This window comes from Sulfitobacter sp. 1A13421 (genome assembly GCF_043557285.1).
GTDB classification, from domain to species: Bacteria; Pseudomonadota; Alphaproteobacteria; order Rhodobacterales; family Rhodobacteraceae; genus Sulfitobacter; species Sulfitobacter faviae.
Window position 1 is genome coordinate 143852 of sequence record NZ_JBIFFQ010000007.1, and the last position, 19662, is coordinate 163513.

A 19662-nucleotide genomic window follows, 5' to 3' on the forward strand; every position below is an offset into this window, starting at 1 on the left:
TGACTTAATTGAGAATCGTTCTCATTAATACCCCCATGACACATGCATCTGATCCTTTTCGTCCGTCCCGCCGCACCGCTTTGATCGCTGGTATGAGTGCTTTTGCCCTTCTGGGAACAGCGCCTGCCGCTTTCGCGGCGCAAAAGCTTAACGTCGTCGCGACGACAGGTATGATCGCCGATGCCGCCCGGCGAGTGGGGGGCGATCTGGTCGAGGTCCGCTCGCTCATGGGGTCGGGGGTCGATCCGCACAGCTACCGCCAGACCCGCAGCGACATCGTGGCGCTGACGCGGGCCGATCTGGTGCTCTGGCACGGCCTTTACCTTGAGGCGCAGATGGAGCGGTTCTTTGAGGATCTGGGCCGCAAACGCGCCGTGATCGCCGTGGCCGAAGCCCTGCCCAAGGAGGGGCTGCTTAGCCACCCGGATTACGAGGGCCGCTATGACCCGCATGTCTGGATGGACCCCAACACATGGACCGCCGTAGTGGATGAGGTGACCCGCGCGCTGAGTGAAGCACATCCGGCGGGGGCCGAGACTTTTGCCGCGAATGCCAAGACCTACCGCGCGGAACTGGACCAACTCGCCGCCTATGCCGCCGAGACCGTGGCGCAGGTGCCCGAAGGCCAGCGTGTCTTGGTCACGGCGCATGATGCCTTTAGCTACTTCGGGCACGCCTTTGGCTTCGAAGTGATCGGCATTCAAGGCATCTCGACCAACAGCGAGGCGGGGCTCAACCGCATCTCTTCGCTGGTCGATGAGCTTGTCGAACGCGAGATTGGCGCGGTTTTCGTCGAAACCTCGGTGTCCGACCGCAACATGCGCGCGCTGGTCGAGGGGGCTGCGGCGCGCGGTCATGAGGTCGTGATCGGCGGGTCGCTCTATAGTGACGCCATGGGGGAACCGGGCAGCTATGAGGGCACTTATATCGGTATGATCGATCACAACGTCACCACCATCGCCCGCGCGCTTGGCGCGCCGGTGGATGCGGGCGGGATGACCGGCAAGCTGGCACAGGGAAGCTGATTCATGACACTCGAACTCGCCAGCAATCGTGAGACCGCGCCGACCGCCCGCGCCGACAGCCCGCTTGCCGTGCGTGGGATGACCGTTTCTTACGGGCAGAAGCCTGCGGTCTTTTCGGTGGATATGACCGTCGAGCCGGGCAAGATGACCGCGATCATCGGGCCGAACGGGGCGGGGAAATCGACGCTGCTCAAGGCCGCTTTGGGCATCCTTACCCCGCTGGCGGGCACCGCCACCGTCTATGGCAAGCCGGTGGCCGAGCAGCGCCACCGCATCGCCTATGTCCCGCAGCGTGCCAGTGTGGATTGGGACTTCCCAACCCGCGTGATCGACGTGGTGCTGATGGGGCTTTACCCGCAACTGGGCCTTTTGGGCCGCATCCGCCCCGTGCACCGCGCCCGCGCCGCCGATTGTCTGGCCCGCGTCGGGATGGAGGATTTCGCCACCCGCCAGATCGGCCAACTCTCGGGCGGCCAGCAGCAGCGGGTGTTCCTTGCGCGGGCCTTGGCGCAGGATGCAGACCTTTACCTGCTCGACGAACCCTTTGCCGGGGTCGATGCGGCGACGGAAAAGGCGATCATCGCGGTGCTGAAATCCCTCCGGGATGCGGGCAAGACGGTCGTCGCCGTGCATCATGATCTGTCCACGGTGCCTGAGTATTTCGACAATGTCTTCCTGATCAACACCCACCGTGTGGCAGAGGGCAGCGTCGCTGAGGTCTTCAAGTCCAACCACCTGCAAGACGCCTATGGCGGGCGTTTGGCGGGCGCGCAGATGGATGCTTTGCAACTGTCATGATCTGGGACGCGCTGACACTGCAACTGGGCTATAACGCCACGCTGGTGACGCTGGGTGCCACGCTTTTGGGCATGGCGGCAGGCGTCGGCGGCACCTTCTTGTTTTTGCGCAAACGGGCGTTGGTGAGCGATGCAATTTCGCATGCGACACTGCCCGGCGTGGCGTTGGCCTTCATGGTGATGGTCGCTTTGGGCGGCGATGGGCGCAACCTGATCGGCCTGCTGCTGGGGGCCGCGCTGTCGGCGGGGGTGGGGCTGCTCTTGGTCTCATGGCTCAGCAACCGCACGCGACTGGCCGAAGATGCGGCGATCGGTTCGGTCCTTTCGGTTTTCTTTGGCCTTGGCATCGTGCTGCTCACGGTGATCCAGACCATGAGCGCGGGGCGTCAGGCGGGGCTGGAGGATTTCCTTTTGGGTTCCACCGCCGGGATGCTGCGCAGCGATGCGCTGATCATCGCCGTGGCGGCGGCGCTGACGCTGGCGCTGGTGTTGCTCTTGCGCCGCCCGCTAACGCTGGCCTCTTTCGATCCTGAATATGGCACCGCCATCGGGCAGAACGTGCCGCGCACGGATCTGGCGATGATGGGGCTGGTGCTGGCCGTGACGGTGGTCGGGCTCAAGATCGTGGGGCTGATCCTGATCGTGGCGCTGCTGATCATCCCGCCCGTGACAGCCCGGTTCTGGAGCGAGCGGACCGACCATGTGGTGCTGATCTCGGGCGCGCTCGGCGGCATCGCGGCCTATATCGGCGCGGCGCTGTCAGCGGCGCAGCCGAACCTGCCGACGGGGCCGATCATCGTTCTGGTGGGCTTCGCGCTCTTTGCGCTGTCGCTGCTGCTGGCACCGGGGCGGGGTGCGCTGTCGGCGCTACTGCGGCACCGGCGCTATCAGCGTCGGGTCCATTTGCGGCAGGGGCTCTTGGCCTTGGCCCATGGGCAGCCGATCTACGAACAACTTACCCTCCGCCTGCTGCGGGCCGAGGGCTACGCCCTGCCCGATGGGGTCGCCACCAAGGCGGGCCGGGGCCGCGCGGCCAAGGCGCTGCGCGATGAAACCCGCTGGCAACTGATCCGCCGCGATCCGGCTTACGAGGCGGCGGCACAGCAATATGACGGTCTGACCCCCATCGAGACGGTGCTAACCGCCGACCAAATCCGCGAAATCGACAGCCGCATCGACATGCGCGGCGGGGTGATGGCATGAACGGTTCCGAATTCGTCCCCCTGTCCTTGGTGCCGATGCTGACGGGCATCTTCGTGGCGGTGGCCTGCGCCTTGCCGGGGAACTTCCTTGTCCTGCGCCGCCAAGCGTTGATCGGCGATGCGATCAGCCATGTGGTGCTGCCGGGGATCGTCGTGGCGTTCCTGCTGACCGGTGTGGTCAGCACTTGGCCGATGCTGCTGGGCGCGGCGGGCGCGGCGCTGGTCGCCGTGCTGGCCATCGAAGGCGTGCGGCGTTTGGGCAAGATCGAATCCGGCGCGGCCATGGGCGTGGTCTTTACCGCGATGTTCGCGGGCGGCGTGCTGCTGCTGGAACAATCCGACACCAGCAATGTGCATCTCGACGTGGAACATGCGCTTTATGGCAACCTCGAAAGCCTGATCTGGCTGGATGCCACCGGCTGGGGGTCGCTGCTCGACCCCGAGGCGCTGGCGACCATCCCGGTGGAGCTGCCGCGCATGGCGATCACGTTTCTTTTCGTTGCGCTTTTCACCGCGGTGTTCTGGCGTCCGCTCAAGATCAGCACATTCGACGAAGGCTTTGCCCGCACCATCGGGATGAAGACCGGCCCCTTGGGCCTCGGGCTGGTGATCGTTGCCGCCATTGCCGCCGTGGCCGCCTTTGACGCGGTGGGCAGCATCATCGTGATCGCCATGTTCATCTGCCCGCCCGCTGCGGCGCGGATGATGACCAACCGGCTGGAGCTTCAGATCGCATGGTCGGTGGGTTTTGCCACCGTGGCCGCGATTTTGGGCTATGTCTTGGCAGGTTACGGGCCGCTGTGGATCGGGCTGCGGGATTCGGTCTCGGCGGCGGGGATGATCGCGACCGTCTCAGGGCTGATCCTTGGCGCCGCGGCAGTGATGGGGCCGCATCGGCATAGAGGCGCCGCCGCGCCCACTGCTTAACCGAATCGCAACGATTCGTTTTATCGGCGACCGATTCGCTTTTGCTTTGACCTGTGATTCGTCCTGCGTCTATACAGGTGACAAGCTCCGCCGGAGACGACTTGTACCCGGGTCGCCCGCCGCTCTGATAAGACCGGAATAACAAAAGCACCAGTGCGCCGAGTAGCCGACCCAGCAGCGGATCGCCCCACCTTTGGCGGCGGTCCGCTGACTTTGCCCAGAACCTCTGATACCCGGCTCTCATAGACGCATTCACATCTGGCAGAATCAAAAGCCGCCATGCTAGGTCTTGCGGTATGCCCAGCCCGACCCCCAATATAAGCGAAGTTCGCCCCGTCATCCGTCAATTGGACGATTCCGCGATCAACCGCATCGCCGCGGGCGAGGTGGTCGAACGGCCCGCCTCGGCGGTCAAGGAATTGGTCGAGAACGCCATCGACGCGGGCGCGCGGCGCATCACCGTGGAATATGCCGATGGCGGCAAGACGATGATCCGCGTGACCGACGATGGCTGCGGCATCGCGCCCGAGGATTTGCCGCTGGCCCTGTCACGCCATGCGACCTCCAAGATCGACGGCTCCGACCTGCTGGATATTCACACTTTCGGCTTTCGCGGCGAGGCGCTGCCGTCGCTCGGAGCTGTCGGGCGTTTGACCATCACCAGCCGTGCGGCCGGGTTTGAGGGGGCCGAGATCACCGTCGACGGGGGCCGCATGGGCGAGGTGCGCCCGGCGGCGTTGAACGGCGGCACCATCGTCACCCTGCGCGATCTGTTCTTCGCCACGCCTGCGCGGCTCAAATTCCTGCGCACCGACCGGGCCGAGGCGCAGGCGATTGGCGACGTCATCAAACGGCTGGCCATGGCCGAGCCTTTCGTGCGTTTCGTGCTGCGCGATGTCTCGGGTGACGGTAAGGGCCGCGATGTGTTCCGCGCCGAGGCCGAACAGGGCGATCTTTTCGATGCGCTGCATGGCCGTCTGGCGCAGGTGCTGGGCCGGGAGTTTGCCGAGAATGCCCTGCCCATCGACGCCATGCGCGAGGGGCTGCATCTGACCGGTTTCGCAGCGCTGCCGACCTATTCGCGCGGCTCTGCTGTGGCGCAATATCTCTTCGTGAATGGCCGCCCGGTGCGGGACAAGCTGCTGACGGGCGCTCTGCGCGGCGCCTATTTCGATTTCCTCAGCCGCGACCGTCACCCGGCGGCGGCGCTTTTCGTGGAATGCCCGCCGACGCTGGTCGATGTGAACGTACATCCCGCGAAATCCGAAGTGCGCTTTCGCGATCCGGGGTTGGCGCGCGGGCTGATCGTTTCGGCCCTGCGCCACGCGCTGGCTGAAGCGGGCCACCGCGCCTCGACCACCGTGGCGCAGGCGACCTTGGGCGCGATGCAGCCCGAGTCGCGGGGCGCGCGGGTCTACCAGATGGACCGCGCCGGCATGGACCGCCCTAGCCCCGCCGCACGGGAGGCCGCCTATCAGGCGCAGGCCCCCGGCTTTGCCGAGACCGCAGGCGTTTGGGGCCGGGTGGAGGGCACGCCGCTGCCCGAGACCCCCGCGCCGAGCCACGCCGCCGCCCCCGAAGCCGAAGAGGCCGCGCCCACCCCTGATTACCCGCTTGGCACCGCGCGGGGGCAGGTGCACGAAAATTACATCATCGCCCAGACCGCCAATGGCATGGTCATCGTCGATCAGCACGCGGCGCATGAGCGGCTGGTCTATGAGAAACTCAAGCGGCAGATGAACGAGAACGGCGTCGCGGCCCAAGCGCTGCTGATCCCCGAGATCGTCGAACTGTCCGCCAATGACTGCGCGCGCCTGCTGGAGCTGGCGGAGGAACTGGCGAAACTCGGCCTTGGCATCGAAGCCTTCGGCGGCAGCGCCATCGCGGTGCGCGAGACGCCTGCGATCCTCGGCACCGTCAACGCGCGTGCGCTCATCCTCGATGTGCTCGATGAATTGGCCGAGGGCGAGAGCAGCAACATCGTTCAGGCCAAGATCGAAGCAATCCTGAGCCGGGTGGCTTGTCATGGCTCGATCCGCTCGGGCCGCTGGATGCGCGCCGAAGAGATGAACGCGCTTTTGCGCGAGATGGAGGCGACGCCGCATTCGGGCCAGTGCAACCACGGGCGGCCCACCTATGTTGAACTCAAACTCGCCGATATCGAACGGCTCTTCGGGCGCACTTGATGGAGCTTGGCAGCACGACCCTGACCCTCTCCGACCCTGTAACGCTCTTGGCCCTTGCGGGCGCGGGGCTGCTCTTGCTCATCGTCATCCTGCTGATCATGGCGGTCCGCGCCGCGGGCCGTTCGGCCCGTGTGGCCGCCCCCTTGGCGCAGCAGATGCGGGTGCTTGGCGGCCATGTGCAGCAATTGGGGCAGGGGCAGGAGCAGTTGCGCGGTGGCTTGCAAATGGTCTCAGACACGCAAAGCAATACCCAAGCGCAGATGATGCAGACGATGGAAGCGCGGCTGGCCTATGTGCAGCAGCAGATGCAGGATCGTCTGGCCGACAACGCCGCCCGCTCGGCGCGCTCGCTGGCCGAGATGCAGCAGCGCATGACCGAAACGCTGCACGGCTCGTCCAAACGCACCACCTCCAGCCTTGCGCAGTTGCAGGAACGGCTCGCCTCCATCGACAAGGCGCAGGACAATATCACCAAGCTGTCGGGCGACGTGCTGTCGCTGCAAGACATCCTGAGCAACAAGCAGACGCGCGGTTCCTTCGGTGAGATTCAGTTGCGGGATATCGTTTCGAAAGCCCTGCCCTCGGACAGCTATTCGCTGCAAGCCACGCTCAGCAACGGCAAGCGGCCCGATTGCCTGATCCATCTGCCCAACCCGCCGGGCCCGATCGTGATCGACAGTAAATTCCCGCTGGAGGCCTATGAGGCCCTGCGCCGCGCCAAGACCGAAGCCGAGACCCGCGCCGCCGCGCAGCAGATGAAGACTGCCGTGCGGGTGCACCTCAATGCCATCGCCGACAAATACATTCTGGAGGGGGAGACGGCGGAAGGCGCCTTGATGTTCCTGCCCTCCGAGGCGGTTTATGCCGAGTTGCACGCGAATTTTTCCGAACTCGTGCGCGAAGGCTTTGAGAAACGCGTCTGGATCGTCAGCCCGACCACCTGCATGGCCACGCTCAACACCATGCGCGCCATCCTGAAGGACGCGCGGATGCGCGAACAGGCAGGGGCGATCCGCAAGGAGCTGGGCAATCTGAACAAGGATGTAGAACGTCTGGCGACCCGGGTGGGCAACCTCGACCGGCATTTCAGCCAAGCGCGGCGCGATGTGGAAGAGATCAAAGTCAGCAGCGAAAAAGCCGCCAAACGCGCGGGGCGCTTGCATAATTTCGACTTCGAAGAACTGGCAGAAGCCAAAACCGAGGCTATTGTTCCCCTAAGGACACCCGAAGGGAACGGCTGAATGAACGACGTGGACATTACCGGGATGACGCTGGAGGCGATGCAGACGCGGGCCGCCGCGTTGCGCAGCGATATCTTGCAAACACCGGTGGTGACGCTGTCTTCTCCCATGATCGACGAGGTGCTGGGCGGCGCGCGGGTCGCGCTCAAGCTGGAGTGTTTTCAGCATACCGGCACCTTCAAGGCCCGCGGCGCGCTGTCGGTGGCGCGACAGCTTGACGATGACACCCGCGGGCGCGGGATCACCGCGGCCAGCGCGGGCAACCACGCAATTGCCGCAGGCTGGGCCGCGGCCAAGCTTGGCATCAGCGCCAAGGTGGTGATGCAGGACAATGCCAACCCCTTTCGCGTCGCCCTCGCCCGTGCCACCGGGGCCGAGGTCATCCTGAAACCCGCCGGGCAAGAGACCTTTGCCGAGGCCGAGCGGCTGGTGCGCGAAGAGGGGCGGTTTTTCATCCACCCTTTTGAAGGGTTGCACACCTCGCTTGGCACCGCCGGGGTGGGGCTGGAACTGATGGCGCAGGTGGCGGATTTGGACGCGGTCGTCGTCTCGGTCGGCGGTGGCGGGTTGATCAGCGGTGTCGCCGCCGCGGTCAAGGCGATCAACCCCGCTTGTCGGGTCTATGGCGTGGAGCCCGAGGGCGCCGACAGCATGTCGCAAAGCCTCGCCTCCGGCGCGCCGGTGACCATCCCTCAGGTCAACACAATCGCCGACAGCCTTGGGCCGCCGATGGCGCTGCCTTTCGGCCATGCGCTCTGCGCAGTCTATGTCGATGACGTGGTGACGGTCAGCGACGATGCGATCTGCGCCGGGATGGTGGTGCTGCAACAGGCGGCGAAACTGGCGGTGGAACCTGCCGCCGGGGCCGCGATGGCGGGGGCGCTCGGCCCCCTGCGCGGGCAACTGTCAGGGCGGCGGGTCGGCGTGATCGTCTGCGGGGCCAATATCGACACCGACAGCTATTTGGGCCAACTCAGCCGCGGGCAAGCGGCGCTCGACAGCCTGCTGTCCTAGTGCCCTCCAAGGGGCTTTGCACGTGGTCGCGGTGCTGCGTGCATTCTTCCAAGAAAATCTATCGGGCGCTGCAACTTTAACTCCCCTTTACCCGTGGGTGCCCCATATCCAAAGTTCCGGACCAAAGCAGGACGCTTATGCCTTTCGAAGCTCTGAACGACAGTACCCTCCCTCCACAGCCGCTTGGGCGGCGTGTCGCCGTGATTGGCGGCGGGATTTCCGGCATGGGGGCGGCGCATATGCTGGCACCTGCGGACCGCGTCACCCTCTATGAGGCGGGGGCCAAGATCGGCGGCCATGCGCGGACGGTGATCGCGGGCAAGAATGGGGATCAGCCGGTCGATACCGGGTTCATCGTGTTCAACTATGCCAACTACCCGCATCTTGCGGCGCTCTTTGCGGAATTGGACGTGCCGGTCGTGCCCTCGAACATGAGCTTTGGCGCGTCGATTGATGGCGGGCGGCTGGAATATGCGCTGACCAATTTCAACGCGGTCTTCGCCCAGAAACGCAATATGTTCAGCCCGCCTTTCCTGCGGATGCTGCGGGACATCCTGCATTTCAACAAGAACGCGCTGGCCGTGTCGCGCGACCCGTCGATGACCATCGCAGAGTTTCTCGACCAGTTGGGCACCGGGCCATATTTCCGCGACTTCTACCTGTCGCCCCTGTCGGGCGCGATCTGGTCTACGCCGACGGAAAAGATCATGGATTTCCCCGCCCATGCCATGGTCAATTTCTTCGAAAACCACGCGCTGCTGAACTATTCCGGCCAGCACCAGTGGTACACGGTCAAGGGCGGTTCGCGCCAATATGTCGACCGGTTGGAGAGCGCGCTGCGCGCCAAAGGTGTCGACCTGCGCACCGACAGCCCTGTGCAGGCGGTGCGCCGCACGGCGCAGGGGGCCGAGGTCCGCGCCTATGGCGGGGAGTGGGAGACTTTCGACGAGGTGATCTTTGCCACCCATTCCGACGACACGCTGGCGATGCTTTCCGATCCGACGGAGGCTGAACAACGCGCCCTCGGCGCCATCCGCTACCAGCCCAATGACATCGTGCTGCATGCCGATACCAATATCATGCCCAAGCGGCGCTCCACTTGGGCGTCATGGGTCTATACCGAGGATCGCGAGCAGAAGTCCGACCGGATCGACCTGACCTATTGGATGAACTCGCTGCAACCGATCCCGCAGGACGATCCGCATTTTGTCACGCTCAACACCAAACGCACCATCCGCGAGGAGTTGATCTATGACCAAGTGACCCTGCGCCATCCGGTCTATGACCTTGCCGCCTTGGGCGCGCAGGACGAGGTACGCGCCTTCAACGGCAGCCATAACACATGGTTCTGCGGGGCATGGCTGCGCAATGGTTTCCACGAAGACGGGCTGGCCAGCGCGGTGGATGTGGTCGAACGGATGCAAGCCGCGCGGGCGGCGCCCTTGGCGGCGGAGTGACGGCTCAGGTCGATCATATCCGCGGCCAGACCTTCCATGGCCGCAAGGGCGCGGTCGAGAACCGTTTCCGCTATTCGGTCGACTATGTGATCTGCGACGCCGAGGCGGAGGCGCTGGCGACGCCTGCGCTTTTCGCCCGCAATGGTGGAAATGTGACCAGCCTGCACGACAGCGACCACGGCGGCGCGCCGGGGCAGGGGCGCGGTGCCCTTTGGGCGCGCGCGGTTTTGGCGGCGCATGACATCACCGGGGTCGCGCGGATCGAGCTTTTGGCGCAGCCGCGGGTGTTGGGCCATGTCTTCAACCCGGTCAGCTTTTGGCTCTGCCGTCGGGCCGATGAGGCGCTGATCGCCGTGATTGCCGAGGTCACGAATACCTATGGCGACCGGCATTCCTATCTCTGCCATCACCCCGACCTGCGCCCCATCGTGCCCGAGGATCGCTTGCGGGCCGCAAAGCTCATGCATGTCTCGCCCTTTCAGGACATCTCGGGCGGCTATGTCTTTCGCTTTGACATCAGTGCTGAGCGGATCGGCATCTGGATCGATTTCTCGGATGGGGAGAACGGGTTGATCGCCACCTTGACCGGGCCGCGTGCGCCGCTGACGAATGGCCGTATCCTCTGGTCGCTGTTGCGCCGCCCCTTTGGGGCGCGGCGGGTGCTGGCGTTGATCCATTGGCAGGCGCTGAAACTCTGGCTCAAGGGGGCGGGGTTCCGCAACCGCCCCGAGGCACCTGAGGTCGAGGTTTCCCGCGATGCGGCCCATGGCGCGGGCGGGCGATGAGGGCGCGCGCGGCCCGGCTGCCCGCCTATGCGCTTTTCGCCGCATTGCTCGCCGCGGCGGGGCTGCCAATCTACATTCACGCGCCGAAGTTCTATGTCGATGAATATGGGGTTTCGCTGACGGCGCTTGGCTCTGTGCTTTTTGGATTGCGGCTGTTGGACGTGGTGCAAGACCCCGCGCTCGGATGGCTGGCCCAAGCGCTGCGCCACAAACGCGGGCTGGCGGTGACGGTGGCGGGGGCGGTGATGGCGCTGGCGATGCTGGGGCTTTTCGCGGTGCCCGCGCCAATGGCGCCCGTGCTGTGGTTCGCCCTGATGCTGACGCTGGTCTTCTCGGCCTTCAGCTTTCTGACCATCTGTTTCTATGCCCAAGGGGTGGCCAAGGCCGACAGCCTGCCGGGGGCCGGGCATCTGACCCTCGCCCGCTGGCGCGAGACCGGGGCGCTTTTGGGCGTCTGTCTGGCCTCGGTTGCGCCCCTGCTGCTGGGCTTGGCGCTGGACCGGCCTTTTGCCGGATTTGCGGTGGGCTTCGCGGTTCTGGCGCTCTGGGCCTTGGTGGCGATGCGCAGGGAGTGGCGGGCGACAGGGCTGCCGGGCGCGAGCGGTTTCGGCACCGTCTTGCGCGACGGGCAGGCGCGACGGCTGTTGCTAATCGCGCTGGTCAATGCCGCCCCGGTGGCCGTGACCTCGACCCTGTTTCTCTTCTACGTCGAACTGGCGCTTGAGGCTCCGGGATGGGAGGGGCCGCTCTTGCTGCTATTTTTCATCGCAGCGGCGGCGGCAGCCCCGCTTTGGGGGGTGCTGGCCGAACGCCACGGCCCGCGCCGGGTGCTCTTGGCGGCGATGGCCTTGGGCATCGCCGCTTTCGGCGGAGCGCTGTTTCTGGGTCCGGGGGATGTGGTGCTGTTCGCCTTGGTCTGTCTGGCTTCCGGCGCGGTCTTGGGGGCCGACCTCACCCTACTGCCTGCCATGTTCGCCAGCCGCATGGCGCAGATCTCTCCCTCGGCGGCCGAAGGCTTTGGCCTTTGGTCTTTCGTGTCCAAACTGACCTTGGCTTTCGCGGCGGCGGCCCTACTTCCCGCCCTAGAAGGTGCAGGGTTGCAGACCGCAACGGGAACCAGTTCCGACACATCCATCTCCCTGTTGATCTGGTTCTATGCCGGTGTACCTTGCGCCCTGAAATTGCTGGCGATCGCTCTTCTCGCCGGTGCAAAAGACGTGGAGACATCGTGACAGAGCCGCTGATTTTTATCGCTGTCGGGCTGGGCCTTGGTCTATTGCTCACCTTCCTGCGCCGCCGGTTGGGGGAGTTTCACGGGCAATCGCCCAGCGACTATGTGGATTCCTTCCCCGTCTTCGACCTGCGTTTGCATCTGCGCGATGAGATGATCTGCGAAGGCGTGATTTTCGGCCCCCTTGGCCGGGTCACCAGCAGTTTTACGGCTAAGTTCGACGTGTCTTGGGAGGGCGATGTCGCCACGGTGGCCGAGAGTTTTCGCTATAACGATGGTTCGCGTCAGCAGCGCGAATGGACTGTGACACTGGGCGAGAATGGACGTTTCACCAGCACTGCGCCGGATGTGATCGGGGTGGGGCAGGGCGTTCAGGCTGGTCCGACATTGCAGTTGCGCTATCGTATCCAACTGCCCGAGGAACTGGGCAGCCATGTGCTGAAAACCGTCGATTGGATGTATCTCACTCCCGATGGCACCATCGTCAATCGCAGCCAGTTTCGGAAGTTCGGGATCAAAGTAGCAGAATTGGTCGCCACCCTGCGACCGACGGAGGAAAGATGAAAGACTGGCAAGGCAAGACCTATTGGCTGGTGGGCGCGAGCGACGGGCTTGGCGCGGCACTGGCGCATCAACTCAGCCGCACCGGGGCCGAGGTGATCCTTTCTGCCCGGTCCGAAGATAAGCTGACCGAACTCGCGCAGGCGCTGCCGGGCCGGGCGCGGGTGCGGGTCTTGGATGTGACCGATGACGAAGACGTGGCGCAGGCGGCCAAGGATGTGGGGCCGATCGACGGGCTGGTCTATCTGGCGGGGGCCTATTGGCCCTTTGGCGCGCGGGATTGGGACGCGAAACATGGGGTGACCATGGCCGATGTGAACTTCACCGGCTTGATGCGCGTCTTGGGGCAGGTGGTGCCGCAGATGGTCGCCCGCGATCACGGGCATATCGTCATCACCTCCAGCCTGACCGCCTATCGCGGGCTGCCCGGCTCCATCGGCTATACGGCCTCCAAGGCGGCGACGCTGTCTTTGGCGGAGTGTATGCATGCCGATCTGCGCAAGACCGGCGTGCAGGTGCAGGCGATCAACCCGGGCTTTATCAAGACCCAGTTGACCGACAAGAACGATTTCAAAATGCCCTTTTTGATGGAGCCCGATGACGCCGCGCGCCGCGTCTTCGAGCATATGAACAGGGACAGTTTTAAACTGGACTTCCCTTACGGCTTCTCACTGCTGTTCCGTCTGGGGCGCTTCCTGCCGGATTGGCTGTACTACCGGTTCTTTTCCTGAGGGTCAGACCTCGGCGACATGCTGAGTGAACAGATCTCGCGCGCGTTGCCAGACGGCATGATCCGTCTTTGGCAGCGACCGCAGGGTCGGCAGCAACTGGCCCGCGAAATCCTCTGAGCTTTCGCGCGGGAGCATGGATGGCAGGTTGTCTATGGCCATGACATCCAGCGGCGGGGCGTCATGTACGCGCAGCGCCGGCTCCGCCCAAGTGGTCGCGCGGTCATAGACCTGCACCGGGTTGAAGGCACTGTCGGGGTCGCAGGCGATGTCGCCGATCACGCGCAGGGCGCGCTCGGCCTGAGGGGCATCGGGGCGGACGAAGGCGGGGGTGTCTGGCCCCGCGAGGATGCAGTTGAAGAAATAGGCGTGGTCGAGGATTTCGGGGAAGGGCCCGCCGTGAGCCGTCTCGGCCATGTCCCAGCCGGTGACGGGGATGCCAAGTGCCGCGCAAAGATCGCTCGCCCCGCGTCCCACCCGGCCCAAGGCCCCGATGACCAGCGCGCGGTCGCCGCTCGCATCGACTTGGGCGAGTTCTTTGGTCAATGCGGCTTTCAGCGCTTCGGCGTTAGCGTAGGGCGCAACCGGCCCGCAAGTCTCCCCGCGCAGCTGCGCGATGCGGCATTTGACCGAGACGGCCGCTCCCGCGAAACCGGCCCAATAGCCAAAGGCGGCAACGCGGCGGCCAGTGTCATCGGTCAGGTACTCCAAATCCAGCAGCGTGCCGCCGCCCGCCTTGAACCGCTGCAACAGTTTGCGGCCCGAAGATTGGCCCTTGTAGGCATGGCCGAACATGATGTGGACATGAGGCAGGGGCGTGCCGTCTTCGGGCAGTTCCTTCAGGCCAAAGATCACCGCGTCGCGCGGGGCCTCGGGCCAGCTATGGGCCGGAACGATCTCACAGCCCGCCTGTGCATAGGCGGCGGAGGGGATCACGCGGCTGTCACTGTCTTCGATGCTCACCTTCATGCCGGACGCGATCAGCGCGGCGGCCCCTTCGGGCGTCAGCCCGGTGCGGGTCTCATTGTCACGCTGCTCGGCGCGGAGCCATAGATGGGTCATGCCAAGAATCCTTTCGCGCGCATGGCCTTGACGCTGTCGCGGTCTTCCATCCGGGCGGCGAAGGCGTCGAGCCGTGGGTAGGCCGCACGGTCGACCCCGTCACCGGCCAGCCACCCCGAGACGACAAAGAGATAGGGATCGGCCAGCGAAAGCGTATCGCCCGCTACGAAGTCTCCCCGGAATGCGTGGTTTTCGACATAGGCGGCGCAGTCGGCCATGGTTTGCGGCACCTTGGCTTTCATATCATCAAAACTCGATTGCTGATCGGCCCAACGATGGCCGCGCATTTTATGCGCGTGGGCCACATGCATGGTCGAGGCGAGGTAGTACATCACCCCGCGCATATGCGCCGCGCGTTCAGGGTCGGCAGGGACCAGCCCCGCCTCGGGCGCGCGGGCGGCGACATAGTCCAACAGCGCGCCGGTCTCGGTCAGGGCGCTGCCCGCTTCGGTCACGAGGGTCGGCACCCGGCCCTTGGGGTTCAGCGCCAGATAGGGTGCGGCGGTCTGTTCGGCGCTGGCGAAATCGACCTTCACCGGCTCATAGTCAAGCCCCGCTTCTTCGAGGGCGATGGCAACGGCGACCGAGATCGTGCCGGGGGCGTAGTGAAGTTTCAGCATGGGTCAGCCTTTCGCGGGCGAGGGGTTACATATGCGTTTGTGCAAGGCGGCGGTCGGGCCGGTCAAGATGCGGCACCGCGTTGAATAGCACCGGCGACCAATGCCCGCCAATCGGGAAAAGCCGGTGCATCGAGGTATGCATGATCGCCAGCGCCAGCCGTGCCATCGCCGGGATCCCCACACCCATCGCCTGCGCCATCGCCAGTGAGATCAACCCGCCCGAGGTCACCACCAGCGCCGGGCCTTCGCCCTCGGCGATCTCGGCGAGGACGGATTGCACCCGCGTCTCGAAACTCTCATAGGTTTCAGGCGTATCGGCAAGTTTGCCCGCTTTCCAATAGTCAAAGACCTGCGGCAGGTGGTGCACGAACTCGCCCTCGCGGGGGAAGGGCACCTTGTGCTGCTGCTCCATCAGATTGGCGAGGGTGAAATACTCCAACTCGTTCAACCGCGCGTCGCGGATCGGCTCAAGCCCGGTGTTCATCCCCTCGGCAGTCTCGATATGGCGGGTCAACGTGCCGGTATAGAGCCTTGTGTGGTAGGTCTCGCTCTGGCGCAGATGGTCGCCCAGCCACCCGGCTTGCTCATGGCCAAGCGGGCTGAGTTGGTCATAGCTCAGCTCGTCCTTGGCGGTGGAATTGGCTTGGCCGTGGCGGATCAGGGTAATGTGGGACATCAAATGGCTTTCACTGTTCGCCCAAGTGATAGGGCAGCTTGTCGGGCCATACAATGCAATGCGCCGCAATGCACTGGCGCGGCGTTTATCCGTGACGGGGTGTCGGGATTGGCCCCTGACAAGCGTCGGATTTTGCCTATAGTTTGGGCAATATCCAAGGGGAGGGGGCAGCCATGGCCGAGAGGATCACATTCACGCTTGATGGGCAGACCGTCGAGGCCGAGGCCGGCATGACCATTTGGGAAGTGGCCAACGGTCGGGGTTTGAAAATCCCGCATCTGTGCCACAAACCCGCCCCCGACTACCGCCCCGACGGCAACTGCCGCGCCTGTATGGTTGAGATCGAGGGCGAGCGTGTGCTGGCGGCGTCGTGCATCCGCGAACCTGCCGAGGGGATGGTCGTCACCACCAACAACGCCCGGGCCGAGAATGCGCGCAAGATGGTGATGGAATTGCTGCTGGCGGACCAGCCTGCGCAGGACGTGGCGCATGACAAGTCGAGCCACATGCGCGAGATGGCGGCGCTGAATGGCGTAGAGGAAAGCCGTTTTCCCAAGTTGGAGCGCGACCGCGTGCCGCTTTTGGACGACAGCCATGTCGCCATGCGCGTGAACCTCGACGCCTGTATCCAGTGCAACCTTTGCGTTCGCGCTTGCCGTGAGGTGCAGGTCAACGACGTGATCGGCATGGCGGGACGCGGCCATGACGCCTATCCGGTCTTCGACATCGGCGATCCCATGGGTGCCTCGACCTGCGTGGCCTGCGGCGAATGCGTGCAGGCCTGTCCCACCGGCGCGCTGATGCCCGCCAGCGTGGTCGACGAGGCGCAGGTCGGTGACTCTGCCGACTTTGACAAGGAGGTCGCCAGCGTCTGCCCCTTCTGCGGCGTCGGCTGCCAGATCTCGCTGAAGGTGAAGGACAACAAGGTCAAATATGTCGAGGGGATCAATGGCCCGGCCAACGAGGGGCGGCTCTGCGTCAAGGGGCGCTTTGGCTTCGACTACATCCACCACGAGCACCGCCTGACCAAGCCGCTGATCCGCCGCGACGACGCGCCCGCCAAGGGGCTGAACGTCGACCCTGGCAACTGGGACGAGGTGTTCCGCGAGGCGACTTGGGACGAGGCGCTCGATTTTGCCGCCAAGGGCCTGAAAGGGCGCGGGCGCGAGGTGGCGGGTTTCGGCAGTGCCAAATGCACCAATGAGGAAGCCTATCTGTTCCAAAAGATGATCCGGCAGGGGTTCGGGCACAACAACGTCGATCACTGCACGCGGCTGTGTCATGCGTCCTCGGTCGCGGCGCTGATGGAGAATGTCGGGAGCGGTGCCGTCACCGCCACCTTCAACGAGATTGAGAACGCCGATGTGGCCATCGTGATCGGTGCCAACCCGGTGGAGAACCACCCCGTCGCTGCGACCTATTTCAAGCAGTTCACCAAGCGCGGCGGCAAGCTCATCGTCATGGACCCGCGCGGGCAGGGGCTGCGGCGCTTCGCCTCGCACATGCTGCAGTTCCGCCCCGGCACCGACGTGGCAATGCTCAACGCGATCATGCATGTGATCGTGGAGGAAGGTCTCTACGACGAGCAATATATTAAGGCCTATACCGAGAATTGGGAGGCCGAGAAGGCGCACCTGAAGGATTTCCCGCCCGAAGCCATGGCCGCCGTCTGCGGCATCGAGGCCGAGGTGCTGCGCGACGTGGCGCGGACCTTCGCCGGGGCCAAGGCGGGGATGATCTTCTGGGGCATGGGGGTGAGCCAGCACATCCACGGCACCGACAATTCGCGCTGCCTGATCAGCCTCGCGCTGATGACCGGCCATGTCGGCCGCCCCGGCACCGGGCTGCACCCCCTGCGCGGGCAGAACAACGTGCAGGGCGCCTCGGACGCGGGCCTCATCCCGATGTTCCTGCCCGACTACCAGCCCGTCGGCGACGACGGCGTGCGCTCGGCTTTCACCGAGGTTTGGGGCTCGGATGATTTCAGCGCCGAGAAGGGGCTGACCGTGACCGAGATCATGGACGCGGTGCACGAGGGCGAGATCAAGGCGATGTATGTGCTGGGCGAGAACCCGGCCATGTCGGACCCGGACGTGGAGCATGCCCGCGCAGCACTTGCCAAGCTCGACCACCTCGTGGTGCAGGACATCTTCCTGACCGAAACGGCGAATTACGCCGACGTGATCCTCCCCGCCTCGGCCTTCGCCGAGAAGTCCGGCACGGTGACCAACACCAACCGGCAGGTGCAGATGGGCCGCCCGGCGGTGACGCCGCCCGGAGACGCGCGCGAGGATTGGTGGATCGAGGTGGAACTGGCCAAGCGGTTGGGGCTGGGTTGGGACTACGAAAGCCCGGCGGAGGTCTTTGCCGAGATGAAGCGCAACATGGCCTCGCTCGACAACATCACATGGGACCGGCTGGCTCAGGAGAATGCAGTGACCTACCCGTCGCTCAGCGAAAACGATCCCGGGCAGGCCATTGTCTTTAGCGAGGGGTTCCCCCGGCCCGAAGACCGCGCCAAATTCACCCCCGCCGCGATCGTGGCCCCTGATGATGCGCCAGACGACGACTATCCGATGATCCTGACCACAGGGCGGCAGTTGGAGCATTGGCATACCGGCTCGATGACCCGCCGGTCCAAGGTGCTGGACGGGCTGGAGCCGGAGGCGAATTGCTCGCTCCACCCGTCAACCCTGCGCCGTCTTGGCGTGGCCCCGGGGGAACATGTGCGCCTGTCGACCAAGCGCGGCAGTATCGAGATTATGGCCCGCGAGGATCGGGCGGTATCACCCGACATGGTCTTCCTGCCCTTCGCCTATGTCGAAGCGGCGGCGAATATCCTGACAAATCCAGCGGTTGACCCATATGGCAAGATCCCGGAGTTTAAGTTCTCTGCCGTCAGGGTGGAGCCGGCGAAAGGGGCCGTCGCCGCCGAGTAAGGAAAGTTTGGAAGAATGAAGATTGATGCCGCCCGATTTTTGAAAGACCTGCACGATCTGCGCGCCATCGGCGCTGCGGGTGTGGGCAAGGGCGTGGTGCGCCCGGCCTATTCCGCCGCCGATGTGGAGGCGCGGGAGTGGCTTGCCGGGCGGATGCGCGATGCGGGGCTGAAGGTCGAGGTTGATGCCATGGGCAACCTTTTTGGGCTTGCTGAGGGGCCGTCGATCCTGTTGGGGTCGCATTCCGACAGCCAGCCCGAAGGCGGCTGGCTTGATGGGGCCTTGGGCGTGATCGCCGCGCTTGAAGTCGCCCGCGCAGCGGGTGAGGCCGGAGGGCCTGCGGTCTCGGTTGTGTCCTTTCAGGATGAAGAGGGGCGCTTTGGCGTGACCACCGGTTCGACCGTCTGGTCCGGCGCTTTGGATCAGGCCAAAGCCGATGGCTTTACCGACGACGCTGGGGTCAGCTTGGCCGAGGCGCGCCGCGCGATGGCGGATATGGTCACCGGCCCCGTCGATCCCGCGCAGTTCACCGGCTATATCGAGTTGCACATCGAACAAGGGCCGACGCTGGATGACAGCGGTGAGCAGATCGGCGTGGTCAGCGACATCGTCGGCATCCGCGATATGAAGGTGACCTTCGAGGGCCAGCAGAACCACGCGGGCACCACCCCGATGGCGGTGCGGCGCGATGCTTTTCAGGCGGTGTCGGAGTTTAACAGTCTGTTGAACGACCGGCTGCGCAATGTGGTGACGCCGAGCACCGTCTGGACCATCGGCCATGTCAGCCTGCACCCCAATGCTTCGTCCATCGTGCCGGGCAAGGCCGTGTTCTCCATGCAGTGGCGCGACGGGGATAGCGACCGTCTGGGGCGGATGGAGAGGATCATTCGCGAAACCGCCGAAGAGGTGGCCAAGGGCCGAGGGATGGATCTGTCCTTTGGCCCGATGCTGGGACTGGAGCCGGTTGCCATGGACGCGCGGCTGCGCGATGCGCTGGCGGAGGCGGCTGAAGCTGTGGCCCCCGGCAAATGGCGCAAGATGCCCTCGGGTGCCTTGCACGACGCGACCAATGTGGCGCGGCTGATGCCGGTGGCGATGTTGTTCGCGCCGTCGATCAACGGGATCAGCCATGCCTTCGAAGAAGACACGGACGAAGCCGATTTGGTCGCGGCAGTCGAGGTGTTGGGGCGGGCGGTGGCGGCGCTCTAAAC

At 64.8% G+C, this 19662-nt stretch carries 17 protein-coding genes; 14 read left to right on the plus strand and 3 right to left on the minus strand.

Features of this window, described 5'->3' with window-relative positions; translation table 11 throughout:
* Positions 1-35: 35 nt before the first annotated feature.
* From ACGYLI_RS13655 to ACGYLI_RS13710, 12 genes are all read left to right on the plus strand, one after another.
* A complete protein-coding gene (locus tag ACGYLI_RS13655) occupies positions 36-1025 on the plus strand; it encodes a metal ABC transporter solute-binding protein, Zn/Mn family (RefSeq protein WP_394419600.1) in 990 nt (329 codons plus the stop codon).
* Between the two features lie 3 nt (positions 1026-1028).
* Entirely contained in the window at positions 1029-1823 is a 795-nt protein-coding gene (locus tag ACGYLI_RS13660) for a metal ABC transporter ATP-binding protein (RefSeq protein ID WP_394419601.1), read from the plus strand.
* Positions 1820-3025, plus strand: coding sequence for a metal ABC transporter permease (locus tag ACGYLI_RS13665; protein WP_067266713.1), 1206 nt, complete (start codon positions 1820-1822; stop codon positions 3023-3025). Before ACGYLI_RS13660 ends, ACGYLI_RS13665 begins: the two co-directional genes overlap by 4 nt.
* Complete coding sequence (locus ACGYLI_RS13670; protein WP_394419602.1) at positions 3022-3951, plus strand: metal ABC transporter permease; 930 nt, start codon at positions 3022-3024, stop codon at positions 3949-3951. Before ACGYLI_RS13665 ends, ACGYLI_RS13670 begins: the two co-directional genes overlap by 4 nt.
* A gap of 296 nt (positions 3952-4247) precedes the next feature.
* On the plus strand, positions 4248-6137 hold the full coding sequence (gene mutL / locus ACGYLI_RS13675; RefSeq protein WP_394419603.1) for a DNA mismatch repair endonuclease MutL: 1890 nt from the start codon (positions 4248-4250) through the stop codon (positions 6135-6137).
* Positions 6134-7378 (plus strand): DNA recombination protein RmuC, encoded by a 1245-nt coding sequence (locus ACGYLI_RS13680; RefSeq protein WP_394419604.1) that lies wholly within the window; start codon positions 6134-6136, stop codon positions 7376-7378. The genes mutL and ACGYLI_RS13680 overlap by 4 nt, the downstream gene beginning before the upstream one ends.
* Positions 7379-8392: a pyridoxal-phosphate dependent enzyme gene (locus ACGYLI_RS13685; RefSeq protein WP_394419605.1), complete on the plus strand. Its 1014-nt coding sequence runs from the start codon at positions 7379-7381 to the stop codon at positions 8390-8392. It abuts the gene before it with no gap.
* 137 nt (positions 8393-8529) lie between these two features.
* The gene (locus ACGYLI_RS13690) at positions 8530-9849 is read left to right on the plus strand and encodes an NAD(P)/FAD-dependent oxidoreductase (RefSeq protein WP_394419606.1); all 1320 of its coding nucleotides are present in this window, start codon (positions 8530-8532) and stop codon (positions 9847-9849) included.
* A complete protein-coding gene (locus ACGYLI_RS13695; protein ID WP_394419607.1) occupies positions 9846-10634 on the plus strand; it encodes a DUF1365 domain-containing protein in 789 nt (262 codons plus the stop codon). Before ACGYLI_RS13690 ends, ACGYLI_RS13695 begins: the two co-directional genes overlap by 4 nt.
* On the plus strand, positions 10631-11866 hold the full coding sequence (locus tag ACGYLI_RS13700; protein WP_394419608.1) for an MFS transporter: 1236 nt from the start codon (positions 10631-10633) through the stop codon (positions 11864-11866). Before ACGYLI_RS13695 ends, ACGYLI_RS13700 begins: the two co-directional genes overlap by 4 nt.
* Positions 11863-12429: a DUF3833 family protein gene (locus ACGYLI_RS13705; protein WP_067267771.1), complete on the plus strand. Its 567-nt coding sequence runs from the start codon at positions 11863-11865 to the stop codon at positions 12427-12429. The genes ACGYLI_RS13700 and ACGYLI_RS13705 overlap by 4 nt, the downstream gene beginning before the upstream one ends.
* Complete coding sequence (locus tag ACGYLI_RS13710; RefSeq protein WP_394419609.1) at positions 12426-13157, plus strand: SDR family NAD(P)-dependent oxidoreductase; 732 nt, start codon at positions 12426-12428, stop codon at positions 13155-13157. The genes ACGYLI_RS13705 and ACGYLI_RS13710 overlap by 4 nt, the downstream gene beginning before the upstream one ends.
* Before the next feature lie 3 nt (positions 13158-13160).
* On the opposite strand, the gene ACGYLI_RS13715 is transcribed toward ACGYLI_RS13710, so the two are convergent.
* From ACGYLI_RS13715 to ACGYLI_RS13725, 3 genes are read right to left on the minus strand one after another with little or no spacing between them, the layout of a single operon-like run.
* The gene (locus ACGYLI_RS13715) at positions 13161-14216 is read right to left on the minus strand and encodes a saccharopine dehydrogenase (protein WP_394419610.1); all 1056 of its coding nucleotides are present in this window, start codon (positions 14214-14216) and stop codon (positions 13161-13163) included.
* Positions 14213-14836: a glutathione S-transferase family protein gene (locus ACGYLI_RS13720; protein ID WP_394419611.1), complete on the minus strand. Its 624-nt coding sequence runs from the start codon at positions 14834-14836 to the stop codon at positions 14213-14215. Before ACGYLI_RS13720 ends, ACGYLI_RS13715 begins: the two co-directional genes overlap by 4 nt.
* A 25-nt stretch (positions 14837-14861) precedes the next feature.
* Positions 14862-15512, minus strand: coding sequence for a histidine phosphatase family protein (locus tag ACGYLI_RS13725; RefSeq protein ID WP_394419612.1), 651 nt, complete (start codon positions 15510-15512; stop codon positions 14862-14864).
* Between the two features lie 173 nt (positions 15513-15685).
* On the opposite strand from ACGYLI_RS13725, the gene fdhF reads away from it, so the two are divergent.
* A complete protein-coding gene (gene fdhF, locus ACGYLI_RS13730) occupies positions 15686-18451 on the plus strand; it encodes a formate dehydrogenase subunit alpha (protein WP_394419613.1) in 2766 nt (921 codons plus the stop codon).
* A 15-nt stretch (positions 18452-18466) separates the two neighbouring features.
* A complete protein-coding gene (locus tag ACGYLI_RS13735) occupies positions 18467-19660 on the plus strand; it encodes a Zn-dependent hydrolase (RefSeq protein WP_394419614.1) in 1194 nt (397 codons plus the stop codon).
* Positions 19661-19662 lie beyond the last annotated feature (2 nt).